Consider the following 16,944-nt stretch of genomic DNA (forward strand, 5'->3'; position numbering starts at 1 on the left):
CCAGTAATTTAAAAGTGTTAGGGCCTTTGCGACCAAGGTCCCTAGCCAAAAGGCGCGCTATCATACCACCACCTATTAGCAAAAGAAACACAGGGGTAAAAAAAAGCGCCATTTAGGCGCTTTAATCACTAATAAAAGTGTTCTTAATGTTCAAACATCGCAGAGATAGACTCTTCGTTGCTAATACGACGAATCGTTTCAGCAAGCATATCTGCCAATGTCAGTACTTTAATTTTGTCAATTGTTTTTAATTCTTCAGTTAATGGGATTGAATCGGTAACAATTACTTCATCAATGACTGAATTACGAATGTTCTCTGCTGCAGCACCTGATAAAACAGGGTGTGTTGCATAAGCAAAAACACGCTTAGCGCCATGTTCTTTTAATGCTTCAGCTGCTTTACATAAAGTACCACCGGTGTCGATCATGTCATCAACAATGATACAGTCACGGCCTTCAACGTCACCGATAATATGCATTACTTGAGAAACATTTGCTTGTGGACGACGTTTATCAATAATAGCAAGGTCAGTATCGTTGAGTAGTTTAGCGATAGCACGGGCACGTACTACACCACCAATATCAGGAGATACAACAACAACATCATCAAATTGACGTTCCTTCATATCTTCCAATAATACTGGGCTACCAAATACGTTATCAACTGGCACATCAAAGAAGCCTTGGATTTGCTCTGCGTGTAAGTCAACCGTAAGAACGCGGTCAACACCTACACTTGATAGGAAATCAGCAACAACTTTTGCAGTAATTGGCACACGAGCAGAACGTACACGACGGTCTTGACGAGAATAACCAAAATAAGGAATGACGGCTGTAATACGTCCTGCAGACGCACGACGTAATGCATCAACCATAACGATTAACTCCATTAGGTTATCGTTAGTTGGGGCACAGGTTGATTGCACAATAAAAACATCCGAGCCACGAACATTTTCATTAATTTGAACACTGATCTCACCGTCGCTAAAACGGCCAACAACAGCATCGCCTACTTCAATATATAAACGTTTTGCAACTTTTTGAGCTAACTCAGGTGTTGCGTTACCAGCGAAGAGCTTCATGTCAGGCACGGTAGGGTTCCTCAGGCACTGAATTTTGGGACTAACAAACGAGGCAATTGCGTCATTTGTTAACTTACATTGTATTTTACTTGTACGTTACTTGATTGCTTAAATGAATCGCGTTCAACTGCGTATGGGCAGGAGAGGTATTAACGCTACTGGCAATAAAACCGTCCCAATTATGGGGGAGATTTTCAAGAACATGTTGTGCTTCTATTTGCGTTGCAAATTCAACAAAACAACATGAGCCAGTGCCAGTCATCTTAGACGGGGCGTATTTTAGCAACCACTGGAGGGTTTTTTCAACCTCAGGGCAGAGCTTTTTAACTAATGGCTCGCAGTCATTACGTAAAACTTGCTGTTGCCAATCACCTTTGAGCTTTGGTGTGTTACGTGTTAAATCTGGGTGAGTAAAAATTTTAGCGGTACTAACATGCTCACTTGGATGAACCACACAATACCATTTTTGTGCAAGCTCAACGTCGACCAACTTCTCACCAATCCCTTGTGCTAAGGCACTTCGACCATTTATAAATACAGGAACGTCTGCACCAAGGGTCACGCCCAAATGTGCTAATTCAGTAAGAGAAAGCTTACACTGCCATAATGTATTGAGGGCTAAAAGGGTGGTTGCTGCATCAGAGGAACCACCACCAACACCGCCTCCCATTGGCAAAATTTTAGTTAAATTTATTTTTGCACCAAGGCTGGTTTTTGTATGCTTTTGCAATAATACAGCTGCTTTATAAATCAAATTGTCCGCTAAAGGGATATTTTCAGTGTCACCAGTTAACTCAATAGCGTTGGTTTTTAATAAAGTAAATTCTAATTGATCGCCATAATTTAAAAATGTGAACAGGGTTTCAAGTTCATGATAGCCATCATCACGACGACCATTTATATGTAAAAATAAATTGAGTTTAGCAGGGGCTAATAATGAAAATTGAGTTAGTGTGCTATTAGTCATGTTTGTTGAAGTACCATTGGTATAATTGAATTTTTATTTTGATGTTTTGATGTTTCAAAGTCAGTTTTTTTGGTAACCAAAATCCTGCATATTGTTGGTAATCACCGTAGCTAATATGCCATTTTTGACCGTTGAGAGACTGCCACATTACATTCTTTGCGCGTCCAAGCTCATCTACTTGCAAAGACTCATTCGAAACCGTGCCTTTAAGCCAATCATCGGCACTGTCCATTGGGATAGTAAATCCAGTTAAACGATTTAATAATTGTGCTGCATTTGTATCGTGATAAGTATCACCGTCATACTCAAGCTCTGCGCCTTGAACATCTTGCTTAAGTGCTAATACGCGAGTGCCAATAAAAGTAGTGAGTATCAGTTCATTAAAGTCATCTTGTTGTTGCCAATTTAAATTAGCTGATTGACGTTCATCGGGGCTAATAAATGCCAGTTTCCCCTCAACTTGCCATGTATTTTGCGCTAAAAGTTTTGCTTTCCAATCAACATAAAGAGACGTTTGGGGGTCAATTTGCTGTGCGCAACCACTTAAAAATAAAAAAAATGTGAGTAAAATCAAATATAGTCGAATCAAATGTCGTTCCTTACTTTCCATATTCCAATGATTTTTGGTAAAATTACTGCCTTTCGAGCATGGCTTAGCAATATTTGGCACATATGACCATAGTAGCACTTGGTATTAATCATAAAACCGCATCTGTAGAACTGCGTGAAAAAGTCGCATTTTCACCTGAGCAATTATCAGAAGCATTACAGCAATTGAGTGATCATGATCAGTTTAATGAAGCGGTTATCGTATCAACCTGTAACCGTACAGAAATCTATTGTAGCCTTGCTCAGCAAAATTCCCAAATACTGTTGCAATGGTTAGCCAGTTTCCATGGTTTAGATGAACAAGAACTGAGCAATAATATATATTGCCACCAAGATAACGAAGCCATTAACCATTTGATGCGCGTCTCTTGCGGCTTAGATTCGCTTGTCTTAGGTGAGCCACAAATACTTGGCCAAATAAAACAGGCGTATAATAGTGCAAAAAACCACAACTCTGTTGATGTGGTATTCGACCGTTTATTTCAAAAAACGTTTTCAGTGGCAAAACAAGTGCGCACTGAAACTGACATTGGAGCAAGCGCTGTATCTGTTGCATATGCCGCAGTTAATTTAGCAAAGCATATATACGGAAAACTAAATAAGACTAAAGTGTTGCTTATCGGCGCAGGCGAAACCATTGAATTGGTTGCTAAACACTTATATCAAAACGAACCTCAGCAAATAACCGTTGCTAATCGCACAATAGAACGAGCTCGTTCTTTAGCTCAAGACGTATCAGCTGATGTAATCGCATTAGCACAATTACCTGAGCGTTTGCACCAAGCTGATATAGTTATTAGTTCCACCGCTAGTACTTTGCCTATCATTGGTAAAGGTGTAGTGGAACAAGCGCTTAAACAACGTCGTAATAAACCAATGTTATTTATAGATATTGCGGTTCCCCGGGATATTGAAAGCCAAGTAGGGGAGCTTGATGCTGCCTATTTGTATTCCGTTGATGACTTACAAGCCATTGTGAGCGAGAATATCGCCTCACGCGAGCAAGCGGCAGAAGAAGCACAAGATATTATTACTCATCGCAGTGCTGAATTTGCAATGTGGATGCGTTCACTTGATTCTGTCGATCTAATCCGCAGTTATCGTCAAGATGTACAAGATATAAAGTCTGAGCTGGTTGATAAGGCTATCAGCCAATTAACAACCGGAAAAGATGCAGAAAAAGTAATTTTAGAGCTGGCCAACAAATTAACCAACCGTTTAATGCACGCGCCTACCCGTGCAATTCAAGATGCGGCGAAAAAAGGTGAAGTTGATCAGTTAAGCCAATTAAAGAAAATGTTAGGTATTGATCAGGAATAGCAGTTACATGAAAGAGTCCGTTTATCGTAAATTAGAAACCTTAGTTGAGCGTTATGAAGAAGTGCAAGCGCTGCTAAGTGACCCCTCGGTTATCAGCGATCAAAATCGCTTTCGTGCTCTTTCAAAAGAATACTCGGAGCTGGAAGAAATCGTAAAAGCATTTTTATCGTACCAGCAGTCACAAGACGATGTTGCTACCGCTGAAGAAATGCTAAAAGATTCAGACCCTGATATGCGTGAAATGGCGCAAGAAGAATACAAAGAAGCAAAATCGCAGATTCAAATCATTGAAGATCAAATTCAAGTGCTGATGCTACCAAAGGATCCGCGTGATAATAATAACGTATTTTTAGAAGTGCGAGCAGGAACCGGGGGAGATGAAGCGGCCATATTTGCAGGTGATTTGTTCCGTATGTATACCCGCTACGCTGAAACAAAAAAATGGAAAGTCGAAGTTGTCAGTACGAACGAAGGTGAGCACGGCGGCTTTAAGGAAGTTATTGCAAACATCAGCGGTGAAGGTGTTTACGGCCAACTAAAATTTGAATCAGGCGCGCACCGTGTTCAGCGTGTACCAGAGACCGAATCGCAAGGGCGTGTACATACCTCTGCGTGTACGGTAGCTGTTATGGCCGAAATTCCTGAGGCGGAAGCCATTGAAATAAATACCGCAGATATTAAAGTTGATACATTTCGCGCCTCGGGTGCAGGTGGTCAGCATGTTAATAAAACCGACTCAGCAATACGTATCACGCACATTCCAACAGGTGTTGTGGTGGAGTGTCAGGATGAGCGTTCACAACATAAAAACCGTGCTAAAGCGATGTCAGTACTTGCTGCTCGCTTACAACAAGCTGAAGATGAAAAACGTCACGCGGCAGAAGCCTCTGAACGTCGTAACTTAGTGGGAAGTGGTGACCGTTCAGAGCGTATTCGTACTTATAACTACCCACAAGGTCGAATTACTGATCACCGCATTAACTTAACACTGTATCGTTTAAACGAAGTGATCGCTGGTGACTTAGGTTGTGTTGTTGAGCCGCTGATGCAAGAGCACCAAGCTGATTTACTCGCAGCGATGGGTGATGAATAACGGTGACAGACACGGTTGAATCGGCTATCCACAGTGCTACTTTGCTTTTGCAAAATAGCACTGACAGCGCCAAGTTAGATGCGCAAGTATTATTACTTGAGGTATTACAAAAGCCACGAAGTTATTTGTTTTCTTGGCCTGAAAAACAGCTAACTGTTCAACAACAACAATTATTTGATAGTTATTGTCAGCGCCGCTTAAAGGGGGAGCCTGTTGCGCATATTACTGGCACACGCGAGTTTTGGAGTTTGCCACTGCAGGTTAATGCCACCACGCTCATACCTCGTCCAGATACCGAAACTTTAGTTGAAGTTGCACTTGATTTACCGCTTAACGATAATGCCAAGGTTCTTGATTTAGGCACGGGAACAGGGGCAATTGCTTTGGCATTGGCTTCTGAAAAAGCAAATTGGCAAATCACAGGGGTTGACCGCATAGCGCAAGCGGTTGCATTATCGACAATAAATAAACAGCGATTAGGTTTGCAGCACGTTACTTTTTTACAAAGTAACTGGTTTAGTGAAGTCAGCAATCAAAAGTTTGATTTAATAGTAAGTAACCCGCCCTATATTGAGCACAATGATGAACATCTAACCCAAGGGGATGTTCGTTTTGAACCTCTATCAGCATTGGTTGCTGATGATGATGGTATGGCTGATATTAAGCATATTATCACTCAAGCGAGGAACTATTTAGCGCCAAATGGCTATCTACTGTTTGAGCATGGTTATCAACAAAGTATTAAAGTGCATAGTTTTTTTGCACAAATGGCGTATACAAATATACTTACAATGAAAGATTTAGCAAATAATGATCGTGTAACGTTCGCACAGTGGCCGAAATAAACAACAAAGCGCTGTGAGAATAAAATGTAACTGCCTTCTAAGGACCCAATGTGATGAATGATTTTTTGTTTTCGGATGAGCCACAAGAAGAAGTAAGTAATATTGTTCAGGGAACCTGGAAAGTCATTATTGTTGATGATGAACCTGAAGTACATGCGGTTACTAAACTGGCATTAAGTGACTTTGAATTTCAAGACAAACGCTTAGAGTTTATTAGTGCTTATTCTGGCGAAGAAGCCAAAACAATGATCGATAATCACCCTGATGCAGCAATTGTGCTACTTGATGTGGTCATGGAAACAGATGATGCAGGTTTGAAAGTCGCCCAGTATATCCGCGAAACAGCAAAAAATAATCATATCCGAATCATTCTCCGCACCGGTCAGCCAGGGCAGGCTCCTGAACGCCAAGTGATTGTTAATTATGATATAAACGATTATAAATCGAAGACAGAGCTTACCGCACAAAAGTTATTTACTGTGGTGATGTCGAGCTTACGTTCTTATCGCGATATTTTATCAATTGAGCAATCTCGCCAAGGGCTCGAAAAAATAATTAAAGCCTCAAGAGATATCTTTGCTGCTCATTCACTAGAAAACTTCATCGAAGGGGTTATGCAACAGTTAACCTCTTTGTTAGGGACAGTTGATAAAGCGATGTATGCAACCAGCCTAGTGGCGAGTAACCCAGACGATAATCAAAAAAAGTTAGTTGTTTTTTCTGGCCGAGGAGACTTTGAACGCAGCGAAGGTAAAGCAATTGAAGACGTGCTTGATAATGAGCAACTACTTGCATGCAAACAAGCATTGCAAGATAAAACAATTGTTTATAAAAATAACTACTTGTTCGCCTATTGTTGCAGTGAATATAACCATAATTCAATGCTGTTCATTTCAGGAATTCCGCAATATTTAACAGATACTCAACGTCATTTGATTGAAATATTTTCACAAAATGTACAGCTAGCGTATGAAAATGTGCAATTGCAGTCAGAAGTTGAAGCCACGCAACAAGAGCTCGTTTTGCGCTTAAGTGAAGCGCTCGAACAACGTTCAACTGAGACTGGCAATCATGTTAAGCGTGTGTCGCATATATGTAACTTATTGGCCTTGGGCTATGGTTTATCAAAGCGAGAAGCTGAATTAATTCGCTTAGCTTCACCGTTGCACGATGTAGGTAAGGTCGGTATACCCGATGCTATTTTAAATAAACCTGACAAGCTAACTACTGAAGAGTGGGCAATAATGCAAACCCATACTGAAAAAGGTCATACAATATTAAAAGGGTCGAAACGCGATATTGTTAAGGCGGGAGCTGAGATAGCCCGTGATCATCATGAAAAATGGGATGGCAGCGGATATCCACAGGGATTAGCAGGTGAAAACATTCATATATTTGGTCGCATTGTGGCATTAGCCGATGTGTACGATGCACTTCGCCATAAGCGTTGTTACAAAGAAGCGTGGGGTGTTGAGGCCGTTGTGAGTGAAATCAACGAGCAAAAAGGCAAGCATTTTGAGCCGAAATTAGTTGATGTATTTAATCAACAAGTAGATGAATTAGAGAAAATATTAGCGTTATACCCAGATTAATTACACCGTCATTTTTATAAACTAAGATAGGGCAATATGGATTATTTAGCAGTAAAACACACACATATGGCAATCGCCGTTTTAAGTATACTTTTATTTTATGTACGATCGTTCTCACGTATTGGCAGTGGTGCCATTGCTAAAAATAAAGTGGTATTTATTGGTAGCCATGCAACAGACACATTTTTGCTTATCTCAGCAATCGTTTTAATGGCCATTGCGAAAATAAACCCGCTGGAACAAATGTGGCTATTAGAGAAAATTATTCTCGTGATCGCATATATCGCTTTTGGCGTTATCGCCAGCAAGCAAAAAGCAATAGCAGCGAAATTAGTCTTTTTGATTATTACAACCGGTGTGATCGCGTTAATAGGTAAGCTGGCTGTGACAAAAACAGCGTTGCTACTTTAATAAAATATCCAGTAAAACCAGCTCATCGGTAAATCTTCATACCTTTGGGCTGTAAACGCGTTGGTAACTGGGCTAAAAACTAGGTAAACTAACTCTTCGTATTAATAACAGATGTTGCAGTATTAATGACCACACCTTGGTTTGAAGATGAAAACGAAACCTATCAAGATGAAAATTATGATGCATTTGTTCCCGCAGCTTTGTATCGTTGTATAAGCGCAGAAGCTAAATGGGATCCACAGGCCCACCTAAGCCAAAGCTTTGCTACCCTAAGTGAATTTGAAAACCAAATTACTGAGCTGTGCCAGCAACAAGACGATATTCATGACCGACTTGATACCCTGCTTGATATGTTTTACACCAAGTGGATGTTTAGTGTATCTAGCTTAAAAGTACCTGAATACACCTTAAATAGCTTTACCTATACATTGGCTATGCGTAGCGGCTCACCAACGACCTTGGGTATTTTGTTGTGTCACTTATTACAGCATGCGGACTATGATGCTAGCGTGTGTATTTCTAATAACGACGTGAACGTTCATGTTGCCATTAGCGATGAAGAAGGCTACGTATTAGAGCCTAGTTCAGGTCAGCAAAGTTGGTATATCATTCCTGAAAATGCCAGTGAAGAAAATGGCGATGAGCAAGAGCCGTTAGAACTCATCTTTGATGAAGATGTTTATAAGCTTTATTTAGCCCAGCAAAAATGGGCGTTTATAAGCGAAAATAAATTTGGTCATGCTTTAACATGTGTAGAAATGCTGATGGAAATGTTGGGTGACGATCCGTATGAGCGTCGCGATCGTGGCTACTTGCTCAACCAACTAGATTGCCCGAAAATGGCACGTGATGATCTGCAATTCTTCATAGATGAATGCCCAGATGATCCTGCCATTGAAATTATTCAACACCAGATTGAAGAACTCGAAGATAATAATAAAACTCACCACTAAAATTTTAAGGAATCAACATGGCTGACACCCATACTGCATTGATCACCAATGATGCTGTTGTATTTGGTTTACTCGCTGTAATTCTCGGCTTTATTTTTAAAACATCACATAGTGAAAATAGTGCACTTAAAAAGTTTTACAAATATGTCCCTGCATTATTGCTGTGCTATTTTTTACCCTCGCTACTGAATACATTTGGTATTGTTGATGGCCATTCTTCTAACGTGTATTACGTTGCCTCGCGCTACTTATTACCAGCGTGCTTAATTTTACTGACAATTAGTATTGATTTAAAAGCAATCATAAATTTAGGCCCCAAAGCCCTTATCATGTTTTTAACCGGCACGGTGGGTATTGTTATTGGTGGGCCTTTAGCCATACTTGTAATGAGTGCGGTTTATCCTGATGCGGTAGGTGGCCACGGCCCTGATGCTGTTTGGCGTGGAATGACGACTATCGCAGGGAGTTGGATCGGTGGCGGTGCAAATCAAGCCTCGATGAAAGAAATGTTTGATGTTGGCGGCGACATATTCTCTGCGATGGTCACGGTGGATGTCATTGTGGCAAACTTATGGATGGCGGTATTATTATTAATGGCTGCTAACCATAAAGCGATTGACGCTAAAACAGGGGCTGATACCAGTGCAATTGAAGACTTAAAAAATCGTGTAGAGAAGTATCATGCAGAACATGCACGTATGCCTACACTTAACGATTATATGACGATTATTGCCATTGCATTTGGTATTACGGGGCTAGCCCATTTTTGTGCTGACTTTTTAGGGCCTTTCTTTGGTGCGAATTTCCCATGGGCACAAGAGTACAGCTTAAATAGTAAATTTTTCTGGTTAATTGTTATCTCAACAACCATAGGTATTAGTTTATCTTTTACTAAAGTACGCCATATTGAATCATTTGGAGCATCTAAAGTAGCGTCGAGCTTTTTATATATTTTAGTTGCCTCAATTGGTTTACACATGAATATTACAGCTATTCTTGAATCGCCTATGTATTTTGTTATCGGCTTAATTTGGATGTTAACTCATGCCAGCTTGATGCTGATTGTAGCTAAAATTATTAAAGCCCCCTTGTTTTATATGGCCGTTGGCTCACAAGCGAATGTTGGCGGAGCCGCATCAGCACCTGTGGTCGCATCGGCCTTTCACCCGTCACTTGCGCCAGTGGGTGTATTATTAGCGGTAATGGGTTACGGTGTGGGTACTTATATGGCTTATATTTGTGGATTAATGATGCAAGCAGTTGCACCTTAAGGACTAACGATGAACAATCATTTAATTAAAATTAACGACATTGAACTTGCAAACGACAAACCGTTTGTGTTGTTCGGTGGTATGAACGTATTAGAGTCGCGTGATTTAGCCATGCGCATTGCTGAACACTATGTAGAAGTTACCAGCAAACTGAATATACCGTATGTATTTAAGGCGTCATTTGATAAAGCAAACCGCTCGTCAATCAACTCATACCGCGGCCCAGGTATGGAAGAAGGACTAAAGATTTTTGAGGAAATCAAAAAAACCTTTAACGTACCTTTAATTACCGATGTACATGAGCCGCATCAAGCAGCACCCGTAGCTGAAGTAGTTGATGTAATTCAGCTGCCTGCTTTTTTAGCGCGTCAAACAGACCTTGTTGTTGCAATGGCAAAAACAGGTGCTGTGATCAATGTGAAAAAGCCACAGTTTTTAGCGCCCCATGAAATGCGCCATATCATTACTAAATTCAATGAGGCTGGCAATAATAATGTTGCACTATGTGAGCGTGGCTCTAGCTTTGGATATAACAACCTAGTTGTTGATATGCTTGGCATGGATGACATGAAGCCTATGGCACCGGTTATTTTTGATGCCACTCATGCCTTACAGCGTCCTGGTGGGCGTGCAGATTCTGCTGATGGGCGTCGAGCACAAGCCGCTGAACTTGCACGCAGCGGCATGGCATTAGGACTAGCTGGGTTATTTATTGAAGCTCACCCTAATCCTAATGAAGCAAAATGCGATGGACCTTGTGCCCTTGCATTGAGTAAATTAGAAGGTTATTTGAGCCAAATGAAAGCGGTTGATGATTTAATTAAAAGCTTTGCACCACTGGATACCAGTGCCAGCGATTTATAATTACAAAATTTGATAAACAAAGCGGCTTATAAAGTCGCTTTTTTTATCTCTCGAATATACAGCTTGGAAGTTGACGTATATAATCTACTCATAAGAAAAACTAATTCTAAGAGTGGTTAATATGTCTCGTCGCGTCCCGCCATTGAATGCCCTAAAAGCATTTGAAGCAGCTGCTCGTCATTTGAGTTTCACCAAAGCAGCTGAAGAACTTTATGTCACTCAGGCTGCGGTGAGTCATCAAATTAAAACACTTGAAGAACACCTTGGTTTAAAGCTGTTTTTGCGTAAAAACCGCTCGTTGTTATTGACCGAGGAAGGGCAGGGTTACTTTTTAGATATAAAAGAAATCTTTACCCAATTAATCGATGCGACAGAAAAACTGCTAGCGCGAGGTGCGAAAGGTTCCCTAACAGTAAGCCTAACGCCAAGTTTTGCAATTCAGTGGTTAGTACCCAGGCTTAGTTTATTTAATGAGTTACACCCTGAGATTGATGTACGAATAAAGGCGCAAGATCAAGACGAAAATTCGCTCTCTGATGATGTTGACGTAGCTATATATTATGGTCGCGGTCATTGGAGCGGCGTACAAACCCATAAGTTGCACACCGAATACCTGGTACCCTTGTGTAGCCCTATGTTGCTAACAGGGCCTAAACCTCTTGATCAACCAAGCGATTTAGCTAATCACATTTTGTTGCATGATACTACGAGAAAAAACTGGAAGACCTGGATGAAAACCGCCGGTGTTCGTAATGTACAGGTGAACCAAGGCCCTATTTTTAGCCACTCTTCTATGGTGCTCCAAGCTGCGGTACATGGCCAAGGCGTTGCAATTGGTAACAGTGTTTTAGCAAAACCAGATATAGATGCCGGACGTTTGGTGATCCCCTTTAGCCATAGTTTAGAAAGTAAAAATGCCTATTACTTGGTTAACCGTGAATCACAATCAGAGCTGGGTAAAATAGTCTCCTTTAAAGAGTGGATGCTTGATTTAGTAGAGCAAGAACAAGAGTTTTAAAATGGCAATACAATGGATAAAAGCAAAAGAGGCTCCCCACGCACAGTTTATTTTTGCTCATGGTGCAGGCGCAGGCAGTGACTCTGAATTTATGCAACAGATGGCAAATTTGCTAGCCGAGCAAGGTATTAATGTTGGGCTTTTTGATTTTGAATATATGCAAATCGCCAAGCAAACGAATAAGCGCAGACCGCCTGAGCGAGCTCCTAAATTACTCGCTTATTTTGCCCAAGTAATTGAACAAACAGAGCCAACATTGCCATTATTTATAGGTGGTAAGTCAATGGGGGGCAGAATGGCCTCAATGCTGGTATGTGAGACAAATAAAAAGATCAAGGGTGTGTTGGCGTTTGGTTACCCATTTCATCCGCCGGGTAAGCCCGAGAAGTTACGTATTGAGCATTTCGGCCAAATATCATGCCCGTTTTTGGTACTCCAAGGTGAGCGAGATACATTTGGCAGTCGTGAAGAGTTAAATGTACTAACGCTTGATAAACGCCCTGAATTTGTCTGGTTAACAGATGGCGACCATTCTTTAAAACCACGAAAAAAAAGTGGCACGACGCTTGAGCAAAATTTACAAGTAGCGGCAGAGCACGCAAGTAAATTTATTAAGCAGTATTGTTAGTTGAATGAAAGGTAAAGTAGATGATTAAATTATTTTTAATGGCGGGTAGCCTGTTTTGTATGCTATCAGTGGTACTTGGCGCATTTGCCGCCCATGGTTTAAAAAGTCGGGTTTCTGAATATGCTATCGGCGTATTTAAAACAGCTGCTGAGTATCAAATGGTCCATGGCCTTGCACTGATTGCGATTGCTATTTTAATTAAATGGGGTATTAACATAAGCTGGGCTGGTTGGTTTATTATTGCTGGTATTGTGCTGTTTAGCGGTAGTTTATATTTATTAGCAATTACAGGCCAAAAGTGGTTAGGGCCAATTACACCACTTGGCGGGGTCTGCTTTATCATTGGTTGGATTATTTTATTGGTGCAAGTAGCACGGTTTAAATTTTAATAGAGAGAATCGCGCGAACGCGCAATTAAAGGGTTTTTATGTCAAGTGTAGTGATTTACTGTCGTAGTGGGTTTGAAAATGATGCCGCTGCAGAAATAACATTTCATGCCGCAGAGCAAGGCTTTGCAGGCTATGTTAAGGCAAAACCTAATACTGGTTATGTTATTTATGAATGTTTTGAAGCGCAGCACAGCGACGAAATCATTAAAAAAGTTGATTTTAAAAATATGGTCTTTGCCCGTCAGTGGTTTGCCGGCACTTTACTTGAAAATATGCCCGTTGAAGACCGAGTGGGTGAAATCGTAAAAGCGGCAGCTGATTTTCCACTTTGTTCAGAGCTACGTGTAGAGACGCCAGATACGAACGAAGGCAAAGAGCTATTAACGTTCTGCAAAAAAATATCTACACCACTTAAAAAAGCGCTGGAAAAACAAAATACTGTTTTACGTGAACCCAAAGCTAACCGTCCAGTTATGCATGTTATGTTCTTAACTAATAACACAGCTTATGTGGGTCATTCGTACAGCTATAATAATTCACCATTTTTTATGGGTATATTACGACTGCGGATGCCAAGTGATGGCCCAAGTCGCTCAACGTTAAAGCTCGATGAAGCGTTTAATGTGTTTATTCCACCCAATGAGGTCGAAGCACGTGTTCAAGCTGGCATGCGCAGTGTTGATCTTGGTGCATGCCCCGGTGGCTGGACATATCAGTTAGTGCGCCGTGGCATGTTTGTTAGCGCCATAGACAATGGCCCAATGAACGAAGATTTAATGGAAACAGGTCAAGTTAAGCATTTTCGTGTTGATGGCTTTAAATACCGACCAGAAAAAAGAAACATCACTTGGCTGGTATGCGATATGGTAGAAAAGCCAACTAAAGTAACCAGTCTAATGATTGATTGGGCTGTGAATGCGTATGCTAAAGAGCTCATATTTAACTTGAAACTCCCTATGAAAAAGCGTTTTGATAGTGTGTATGAATGCTTAACCATGATCAAAGAAGAGCTTGAAAAATATGGTATTAGCTATGAGCTACAAGCTAAGCATTTATATCATGACAGAGAAGAGATCACAGTACACCTGAACGTGACAAAAGTACCGCAAAGCCTATATAGCTAATTAATTTTAGTGCGGCATGAATACCGGCTAAATAAAGGTAAAAATTGATGTATAAAAACCAAAAAGTAATCTTACGATTACGCGCTAATATACCACAGTTTGAATGTGTTGAAGGGTGTCATGATTGCTGTGGCCCCGTGACAACTTCATCTGAAGAAATGTCTCGATTACCAGTAAAAACAGATGCAGAGCATGAAGCGGCGTTAAATGAATTTAATTGTGTACATCTTGGCCCAAAAGGCTGCACTGTCTATGATGAGCGGCCATTGATTTGCCGCTTATTTGGTACTACTCCTCGGATGCCGTGTCCAAATGATCGTAAACCAGAAAAACCGGTAGACATAAAAATAGAACGTGAAGTACACCACTTTATTGCCAATACGCGACAAGTTTTGGTATAAAAACTGAGGGGACTTTAACGTCCCCCTGTGGGTCAAGCTATTAGCGGTATTTAGGGCGGTATTGGTCTACCCATAAACGTGTTGCCCCGCACACAGCGACCGGCATGACAATCAAATTCACGATAGGAATGGCGGTAAGCAACATAACAGCTAAACCGAATCCATATGAAAGAGTTTGCTTTTGTTTTAAATCACTTTTCATTTCGTTAAAACTAATCTTATGGTTATCAAATGGATAATCCTTGTATTGCACGGCATACATCCAACATGTAAACATTACCCACAAGACTTGGCCTATTACAGGCAACACCCATAGCAAGATAAAAAAGCCGATAGCCCTTGGTAAATAATAGCAAAGCTTCGTCCACTCACGACCAAGCATTCGTGGAACATCTTTAACAATATCAGCTAAACCATCATCATTAATTTTTTGTCCAGTTAAATGCAACTCAACTTTTTCACTGAGTAAGCCATTAAAGGGCGCGGCGATAAAGTTAGTAATAACAGTAAATAACATACTGTAACTAAATAGAATGACTAATATAGCAATAGGCCACATTAACCACTCAAGCCAGCTTAACCAGCTAGGTAGCATATTGGTTAAATAAGTAAAACCATCAGTTAGCCAGCCGTATAAAAAAAATAGTGAGCTACCGAACAGCACTATATTGATTAACAGAGGAATAAGCACAAAGCGCTTTAAACCTTTTTGGGTGATTAACTTAAAGCCCGAAAAAAAGTATTCCATACCTTGGGTAAACTGCACAAAAAATACCTCAAATTATTTTTCTCATTAAGCGAAGTATAAATTGCTCAGATTTTTTGAACAGCACTTTTAAGTAACAAAGTGTTTTTTCTTTAAAGAAGCAGCTGTATAAATAGTAGTAATTTTTAATGGTGTATAATTTAAAAAATACTAAAATCCTTATAACGGCTTAAACCTACTAAACACTTTTATTTTAGTGTTTAGTAGGTTTAACTCGATGATCCCGATATACTAATATGCCTTCACTTTGAGCACAGAGCATGTCGAAAATTTTTATTATTGGCTTACCGAGAACTGGCACAACCAGTGTGAGTGTCGCTTTATTAGAATTGGGTTTAAAAGTGGCTCATACTGCTTTTACTAAAAAAGCGTTTGAAGTGGCAGATGCAATATCAGATGCTCCTTGTTTTAGTGATTATATGCATTTAGATAAGTTATTCCCCGGCTCAAAATTTGTCTATTTGAGCCGTGATGTAGAAAAGTGGCTACCGTCAATCACCATGTTGCTTGAAAAAATGGCCCCCCATCTTGAACTAATTAATGGGCACTTTAGCCCAGTCCTTAAGCGAAGCTTTCATCTGACCTTTCCTGCTATTCATCCGTTGTGTACAACAACGCTGACTCGTCACTTTTTTGGGCATCAGCAAGAGGTATTCGAATATTTTAAAGACCGCGATGACTTTTTAACAATTGATGTTAGCGAGCCAGGAAGCCTTTTAACATTAAAACAATTTTTAGGTTTACCCATACACGGGGAGGCTAACTTTTCGAAATTGAATGTTGGCCGTAATGTGGCTAATTGGCGCGAATATAAGCACCCGAATAAAGTAAATGCGAACTTAGCTGGCGTTGAACATAGAAAGTTTTTTGATTATGCCTGAACAGTACACCTCTTTATCACGGCACTATTTGCATTGTATATCAAAGTAATAAGTTTAAAGTGATAAAAAACAGGCCGAACAAGGTTGTTCATTTGTTACAATTCGGTATAGTTTGACAACAAAATTTTAATAAAAATTGAGATGTTCTATGCAGTTAGTCGATTTAAACCCCAATGACCAGGATGTGATTAATGTTTTTGCTGATATCGACCGACTTATTTGCTCCTTGTACCCAGTGGCCACAGCGCAATCACTTAGTGTTGAACAATTAAATCAAGATAACGTATATGCGATAGGCTTGAAAAACGAGGATGGCATTGTTGCGTGTGGCGCTATCGTTAAACAATTTGATAACCCGCCTTACGGTGAAATTCGCCGTTTATATGTTAAACCAAGCTACCGTGGTAAAGGGTTGTCTCGTCGTATTATGCAAATTCTGTTGCACCATGCAGGGGAAGAGCAAATTCCTTTGATCCGTTTGGAAACAGGCCCAAAACAAACAAAATCGATTAATTTATACGAAAACTTAGGGTTTAAATCTTGCGGACCATTTGGCAATTACAGTGAAAATCCTCAAAGTTTATTTATGGAACTTGGCCTAAATCAGTAAAGTTTTTATGGTTTTATTATGGTGCTTATACTTTATTAAGCACCAAACACTCTCCTAATCCTCCCAGTGAATCCAAGATGTTAAATATCACTCGTTACGAGTAAAAATACTTGTTGGACT

The 16,944-nt window shown here is 40.3% G+C and carries 19 protein-coding genes; 15 read left to right on the plus strand and 4 right to left on the minus strand.

Annotation, left to right across the window (positions count from 1 at the left end):
* Positions 1–143: 143 nt before the first annotated feature.
* The 3 genes from QMA12_RS16735 to lolB form a co-directional block, all read right to left on the minus strand.
* The gene (locus tag QMA12_RS16735) at positions 144–1,091 is read right to left on the minus strand and encodes a ribose-phosphate pyrophosphokinase (RefSeq protein WP_290210730.1); all 948 of its coding nucleotides are present in this window, start codon (positions 1,089–1,091) and stop codon (positions 144–146) included.
* 76 nt (positions 1,092–1,167) lie between these two features.
* Positions 1,168–2,049, minus strand: a complete 882-nt coding sequence (gene ispE / locus QMA12_RS16740; protein WP_290210731.1) for a 4-(cytidine 5'-diphospho)-2-C-methyl-D-erythritol kinase — start codon at positions 2,047–2,049, stop codon at positions 1,168–1,170.
* On the minus strand, positions 2,042–2,638 hold the full coding sequence (lolB, locus tag QMA12_RS16745) for a lipoprotein insertase outer membrane protein LolB (protein WP_290210732.1): 597 nt from the start codon (positions 2,636–2,638) through the stop codon (positions 2,042–2,044). Before lolB ends, ispE begins: the two co-directional genes overlap by 8 nt.
* Before the next feature lie 83 nt (positions 2,639–2,721).
* Between lolB and hemA the strand changes: the two genes are divergently transcribed.
* From hemA to QMA12_RS16810, 13 genes are all read left to right on the plus strand, one after another.
* Complete coding sequence (hemA, locus tag QMA12_RS16750) at positions 2,722–3,978, plus strand: glutamyl-tRNA reductase (protein ID WP_290210733.1); 1,257 nt, start codon at positions 2,722–2,724, stop codon at positions 3,976–3,978.
* 7 nt (positions 3,979–3,985) lie between these two features.
* Positions 3,986–5,071, plus strand: a complete 1,086-nt coding sequence (prfA, locus tag QMA12_RS16755) for a peptide chain release factor 1 (protein ID WP_290210734.1) — start codon at positions 3,986–3,988, stop codon at positions 5,069–5,071.
* Positions 5,072–5,073: 2 nt separating this feature from the next.
* Positions 5,074–5,916, plus strand: a complete 843-nt coding sequence (gene prmC, locus QMA12_RS16760; RefSeq protein ID WP_290210735.1) for a peptide chain release factor N(5)-glutamine methyltransferase — start codon at positions 5,074–5,076, stop codon at positions 5,914–5,916.
* 53 nt (positions 5,917–5,969) lie between these two features.
* The gene (locus QMA12_RS16765; RefSeq protein ID WP_290210762.1) at positions 5,970–7,508 is read left to right on the plus strand and encodes a DUF3369 domain-containing protein; all 1,539 of its coding nucleotides are present in this window, start codon (positions 5,970–5,972) and stop codon (positions 7,506–7,508) included.
* A gap of 36 nt (positions 7,509–7,544) precedes the next feature.
* Positions 7,545–7,919, plus strand: coding sequence for a SirB2 family protein (locus QMA12_RS16770; RefSeq protein WP_290210736.1), 375 nt, complete (start codon positions 7,545–7,547; stop codon positions 7,917–7,919).
* 125 nt (positions 7,920–8,044) lie between these two features.
* A complete protein-coding gene (locus tag QMA12_RS16775; protein ID WP_087534244.1) occupies positions 8,045–8,872 on the plus strand; it encodes a tetratricopeptide repeat protein in 828 nt (275 codons plus the stop codon).
* A 17-nt stretch (positions 8,873–8,889) separates the two neighbouring features.
* Positions 8,890–10,143: a DUF819 family protein gene (locus QMA12_RS16780; protein WP_087534245.1), complete on the plus strand. Its 1,254-nt coding sequence runs from the start codon at positions 8,890–8,892 to the stop codon at positions 10,141–10,143.
* A 9-nt stretch (positions 10,144–10,152) separates the two neighbouring features.
* Entirely contained in the window at positions 10,153–11,007 is an 855-nt protein-coding gene (gene kdsA / locus QMA12_RS16785; RefSeq protein ID WP_290210737.1) for a 3-deoxy-8-phosphooctulonate synthase, read from the plus strand.
* 121 nt (positions 11,008–11,128) lie between these two features.
* Complete coding sequence (locus tag QMA12_RS16790; RefSeq protein ID WP_290210738.1) at positions 11,129–12,025, plus strand: transcriptional regulator GcvA; 897 nt, start codon at positions 11,129–11,131, stop codon at positions 12,023–12,025.
* 1 nt (position 12,026) lies between these two features.
* Positions 12,027–12,653, plus strand: a complete 627-nt coding sequence (locus tag QMA12_RS16795) for an alpha/beta family hydrolase (protein ID WP_290210739.1) — start codon at positions 12,027–12,029, stop codon at positions 12,651–12,653.
* A 20-nt stretch (positions 12,654–12,673) separates the two neighbouring features.
* Positions 12,674–13,042, plus strand: coding sequence for a DUF423 domain-containing protein (locus QMA12_RS16800; RefSeq protein ID WP_290210741.1), 369 nt, complete (start codon positions 12,674–12,676; stop codon positions 13,040–13,042).
* Between the two features lie 38 nt (positions 13,043–13,080).
* Complete coding sequence (gene rlmM, locus QMA12_RS16805; RefSeq protein ID WP_290210742.1) at positions 13,081–14,166, plus strand: 23S rRNA (cytidine(2498)-2'-O)-methyltransferase RlmM; 1,086 nt, start codon at positions 13,081–13,083, stop codon at positions 14,164–14,166.
* A 47-nt stretch (positions 14,167–14,213) separates the two neighbouring features.
* Positions 14,214–14,567, plus strand: a complete 354-nt coding sequence (locus QMA12_RS16810) for a YkgJ family cysteine cluster protein (RefSeq protein WP_087534250.1) — start codon at positions 14,214–14,216, stop codon at positions 14,565–14,567.
* Between the two features lie 40 nt (positions 14,568–14,607).
* Here QMA12_RS16810 and cysZ read toward each other — a convergent pair whose 3' ends face one another.
* Complete coding sequence (gene cysZ / locus QMA12_RS16815) at positions 14,608–15,333, minus strand: sulfate transporter CysZ (RefSeq protein ID WP_290210743.1); 726 nt, start codon at positions 15,331–15,333, stop codon at positions 14,608–14,610.
* A 260-nt stretch (positions 15,334–15,593) separates the two neighbouring features.
* Here cysZ and QMA12_RS16820 point away from each other — a divergent pair, with 260 nt between their 5' ends.
* Both QMA12_RS16820 and QMA12_RS16825 read left to right on the plus strand, forming a co-directional pair.
* Entirely contained in the window at positions 15,594–16,214 is a 621-nt protein-coding gene (locus QMA12_RS16820) for a sulfotransferase (RefSeq protein ID WP_290210744.1), read from the plus strand.
* A gap of 148 nt (positions 16,215–16,362) precedes the next feature.
* A complete protein-coding gene (locus QMA12_RS16825) occupies positions 16,363–16,824 on the plus strand; it encodes a GNAT family N-acetyltransferase (RefSeq protein WP_290210745.1) in 462 nt (153 codons plus the stop codon).
* Positions 16,825–16,944: the final 120 nt, after the last annotated feature.

The sequence above is a fragment of the Pseudoalteromonas sp. APC 3893 genome (genome assembly GCF_030408095.1).
Taxonomy (GTDB): domain Bacteria; phylum Pseudomonadota; class Gammaproteobacteria; order Enterobacterales; family Alteromonadaceae; genus Pseudoalteromonas.

What these genes read in the sequence shown, in the direction of transcription:
- ispE (WP_290210731.1), bottom strand. Translation starts at nt 2,049, where the DNA reads ATGACTAATAGCACACTAACTCAATTTTCATTATTAGCCCCTGCTAAA.
- kdsA (WP_290210737.1), top strand. Translation starts at nt 10,153, where the DNA reads ATGAACAATCATTTAATTAAAATTAACGACATTGAACTTGCAAACGAC.
- QMA12_RS16775 (WP_087534244.1), top strand. Translation starts at nt 8,045, where the DNA reads ATGACCACACCTTGGTTTGAAGATGAAAACGAAACCTATCAAGATGAA.
- QMA12_RS16780 (WP_087534245.1), top strand. Translation starts at nt 8,890, where the DNA reads ATGGCTGACACCCATACTGCATTGATCACCAATGATGCTGTTGTATTT.
- QMA12_RS16765 (WP_290210762.1), top strand. Translation starts at nt 5,970, where the DNA reads ATGAATGATTTTTTGTTTTCGGATGAGCCACAAGAAGAAGTAAGTAAT.
- QMA12_RS16825 (WP_290210745.1), top strand. Translation starts at nt 16,363, where the DNA reads ATGCAGTTAGTCGATTTAAACCCCAATGACCAGGATGTGATTAATGTT.
- QMA12_RS16800 (WP_290210741.1), top strand. Translation starts at nt 12,674, where the DNA reads ATGATTAAATTATTTTTAATGGCGGGTAGCCTGTTTTGTATGCTATCA.
- QMA12_RS16820 (WP_290210744.1), top strand. Translation starts at nt 15,594, where the DNA reads ATGTCGAAAATTTTTATTATTGGCTTACCGAGAACTGGCACAACCAGT.
- hemA (WP_290210733.1), top strand. Translation starts at nt 2,722, where the DNA reads ATGACCATAGTAGCACTTGGTATTAATCATAAAACCGCATCTGTAGAA.
- prfA (WP_290210734.1), top strand. Translation starts at nt 3,986, where the DNA reads ATGAAAGAGTCCGTTTATCGTAAATTAGAAACCTTAGTTGAGCGTTAT.
- QMA12_RS16810 (WP_087534250.1), top strand. Translation starts at nt 14,214, where the DNA reads ATGTATAAAAACCAAAAAGTAATCTTACGATTACGCGCTAATATACCA.
- QMA12_RS16790 (WP_290210738.1), top strand. Translation starts at nt 11,129, where the DNA reads ATGTCTCGTCGCGTCCCGCCATTGAATGCCCTAAAAGCATTTGAAGCA.
- QMA12_RS16770 (WP_290210736.1), top strand. Translation starts at nt 7,545, where the DNA reads ATGGATTATTTAGCAGTAAAACACACACATATGGCAATCGCCGTTTTA.
- rlmM (WP_290210742.1), top strand. Translation starts at nt 13,081, where the DNA reads ATGTCAAGTGTAGTGATTTACTGTCGTAGTGGGTTTGAAAATGATGCC.
- QMA12_RS16795 (WP_290210739.1), top strand. Translation starts at nt 12,027, where the DNA reads ATGGCAATACAATGGATAAAAGCAAAAGAGGCTCCCCACGCACAGTTT.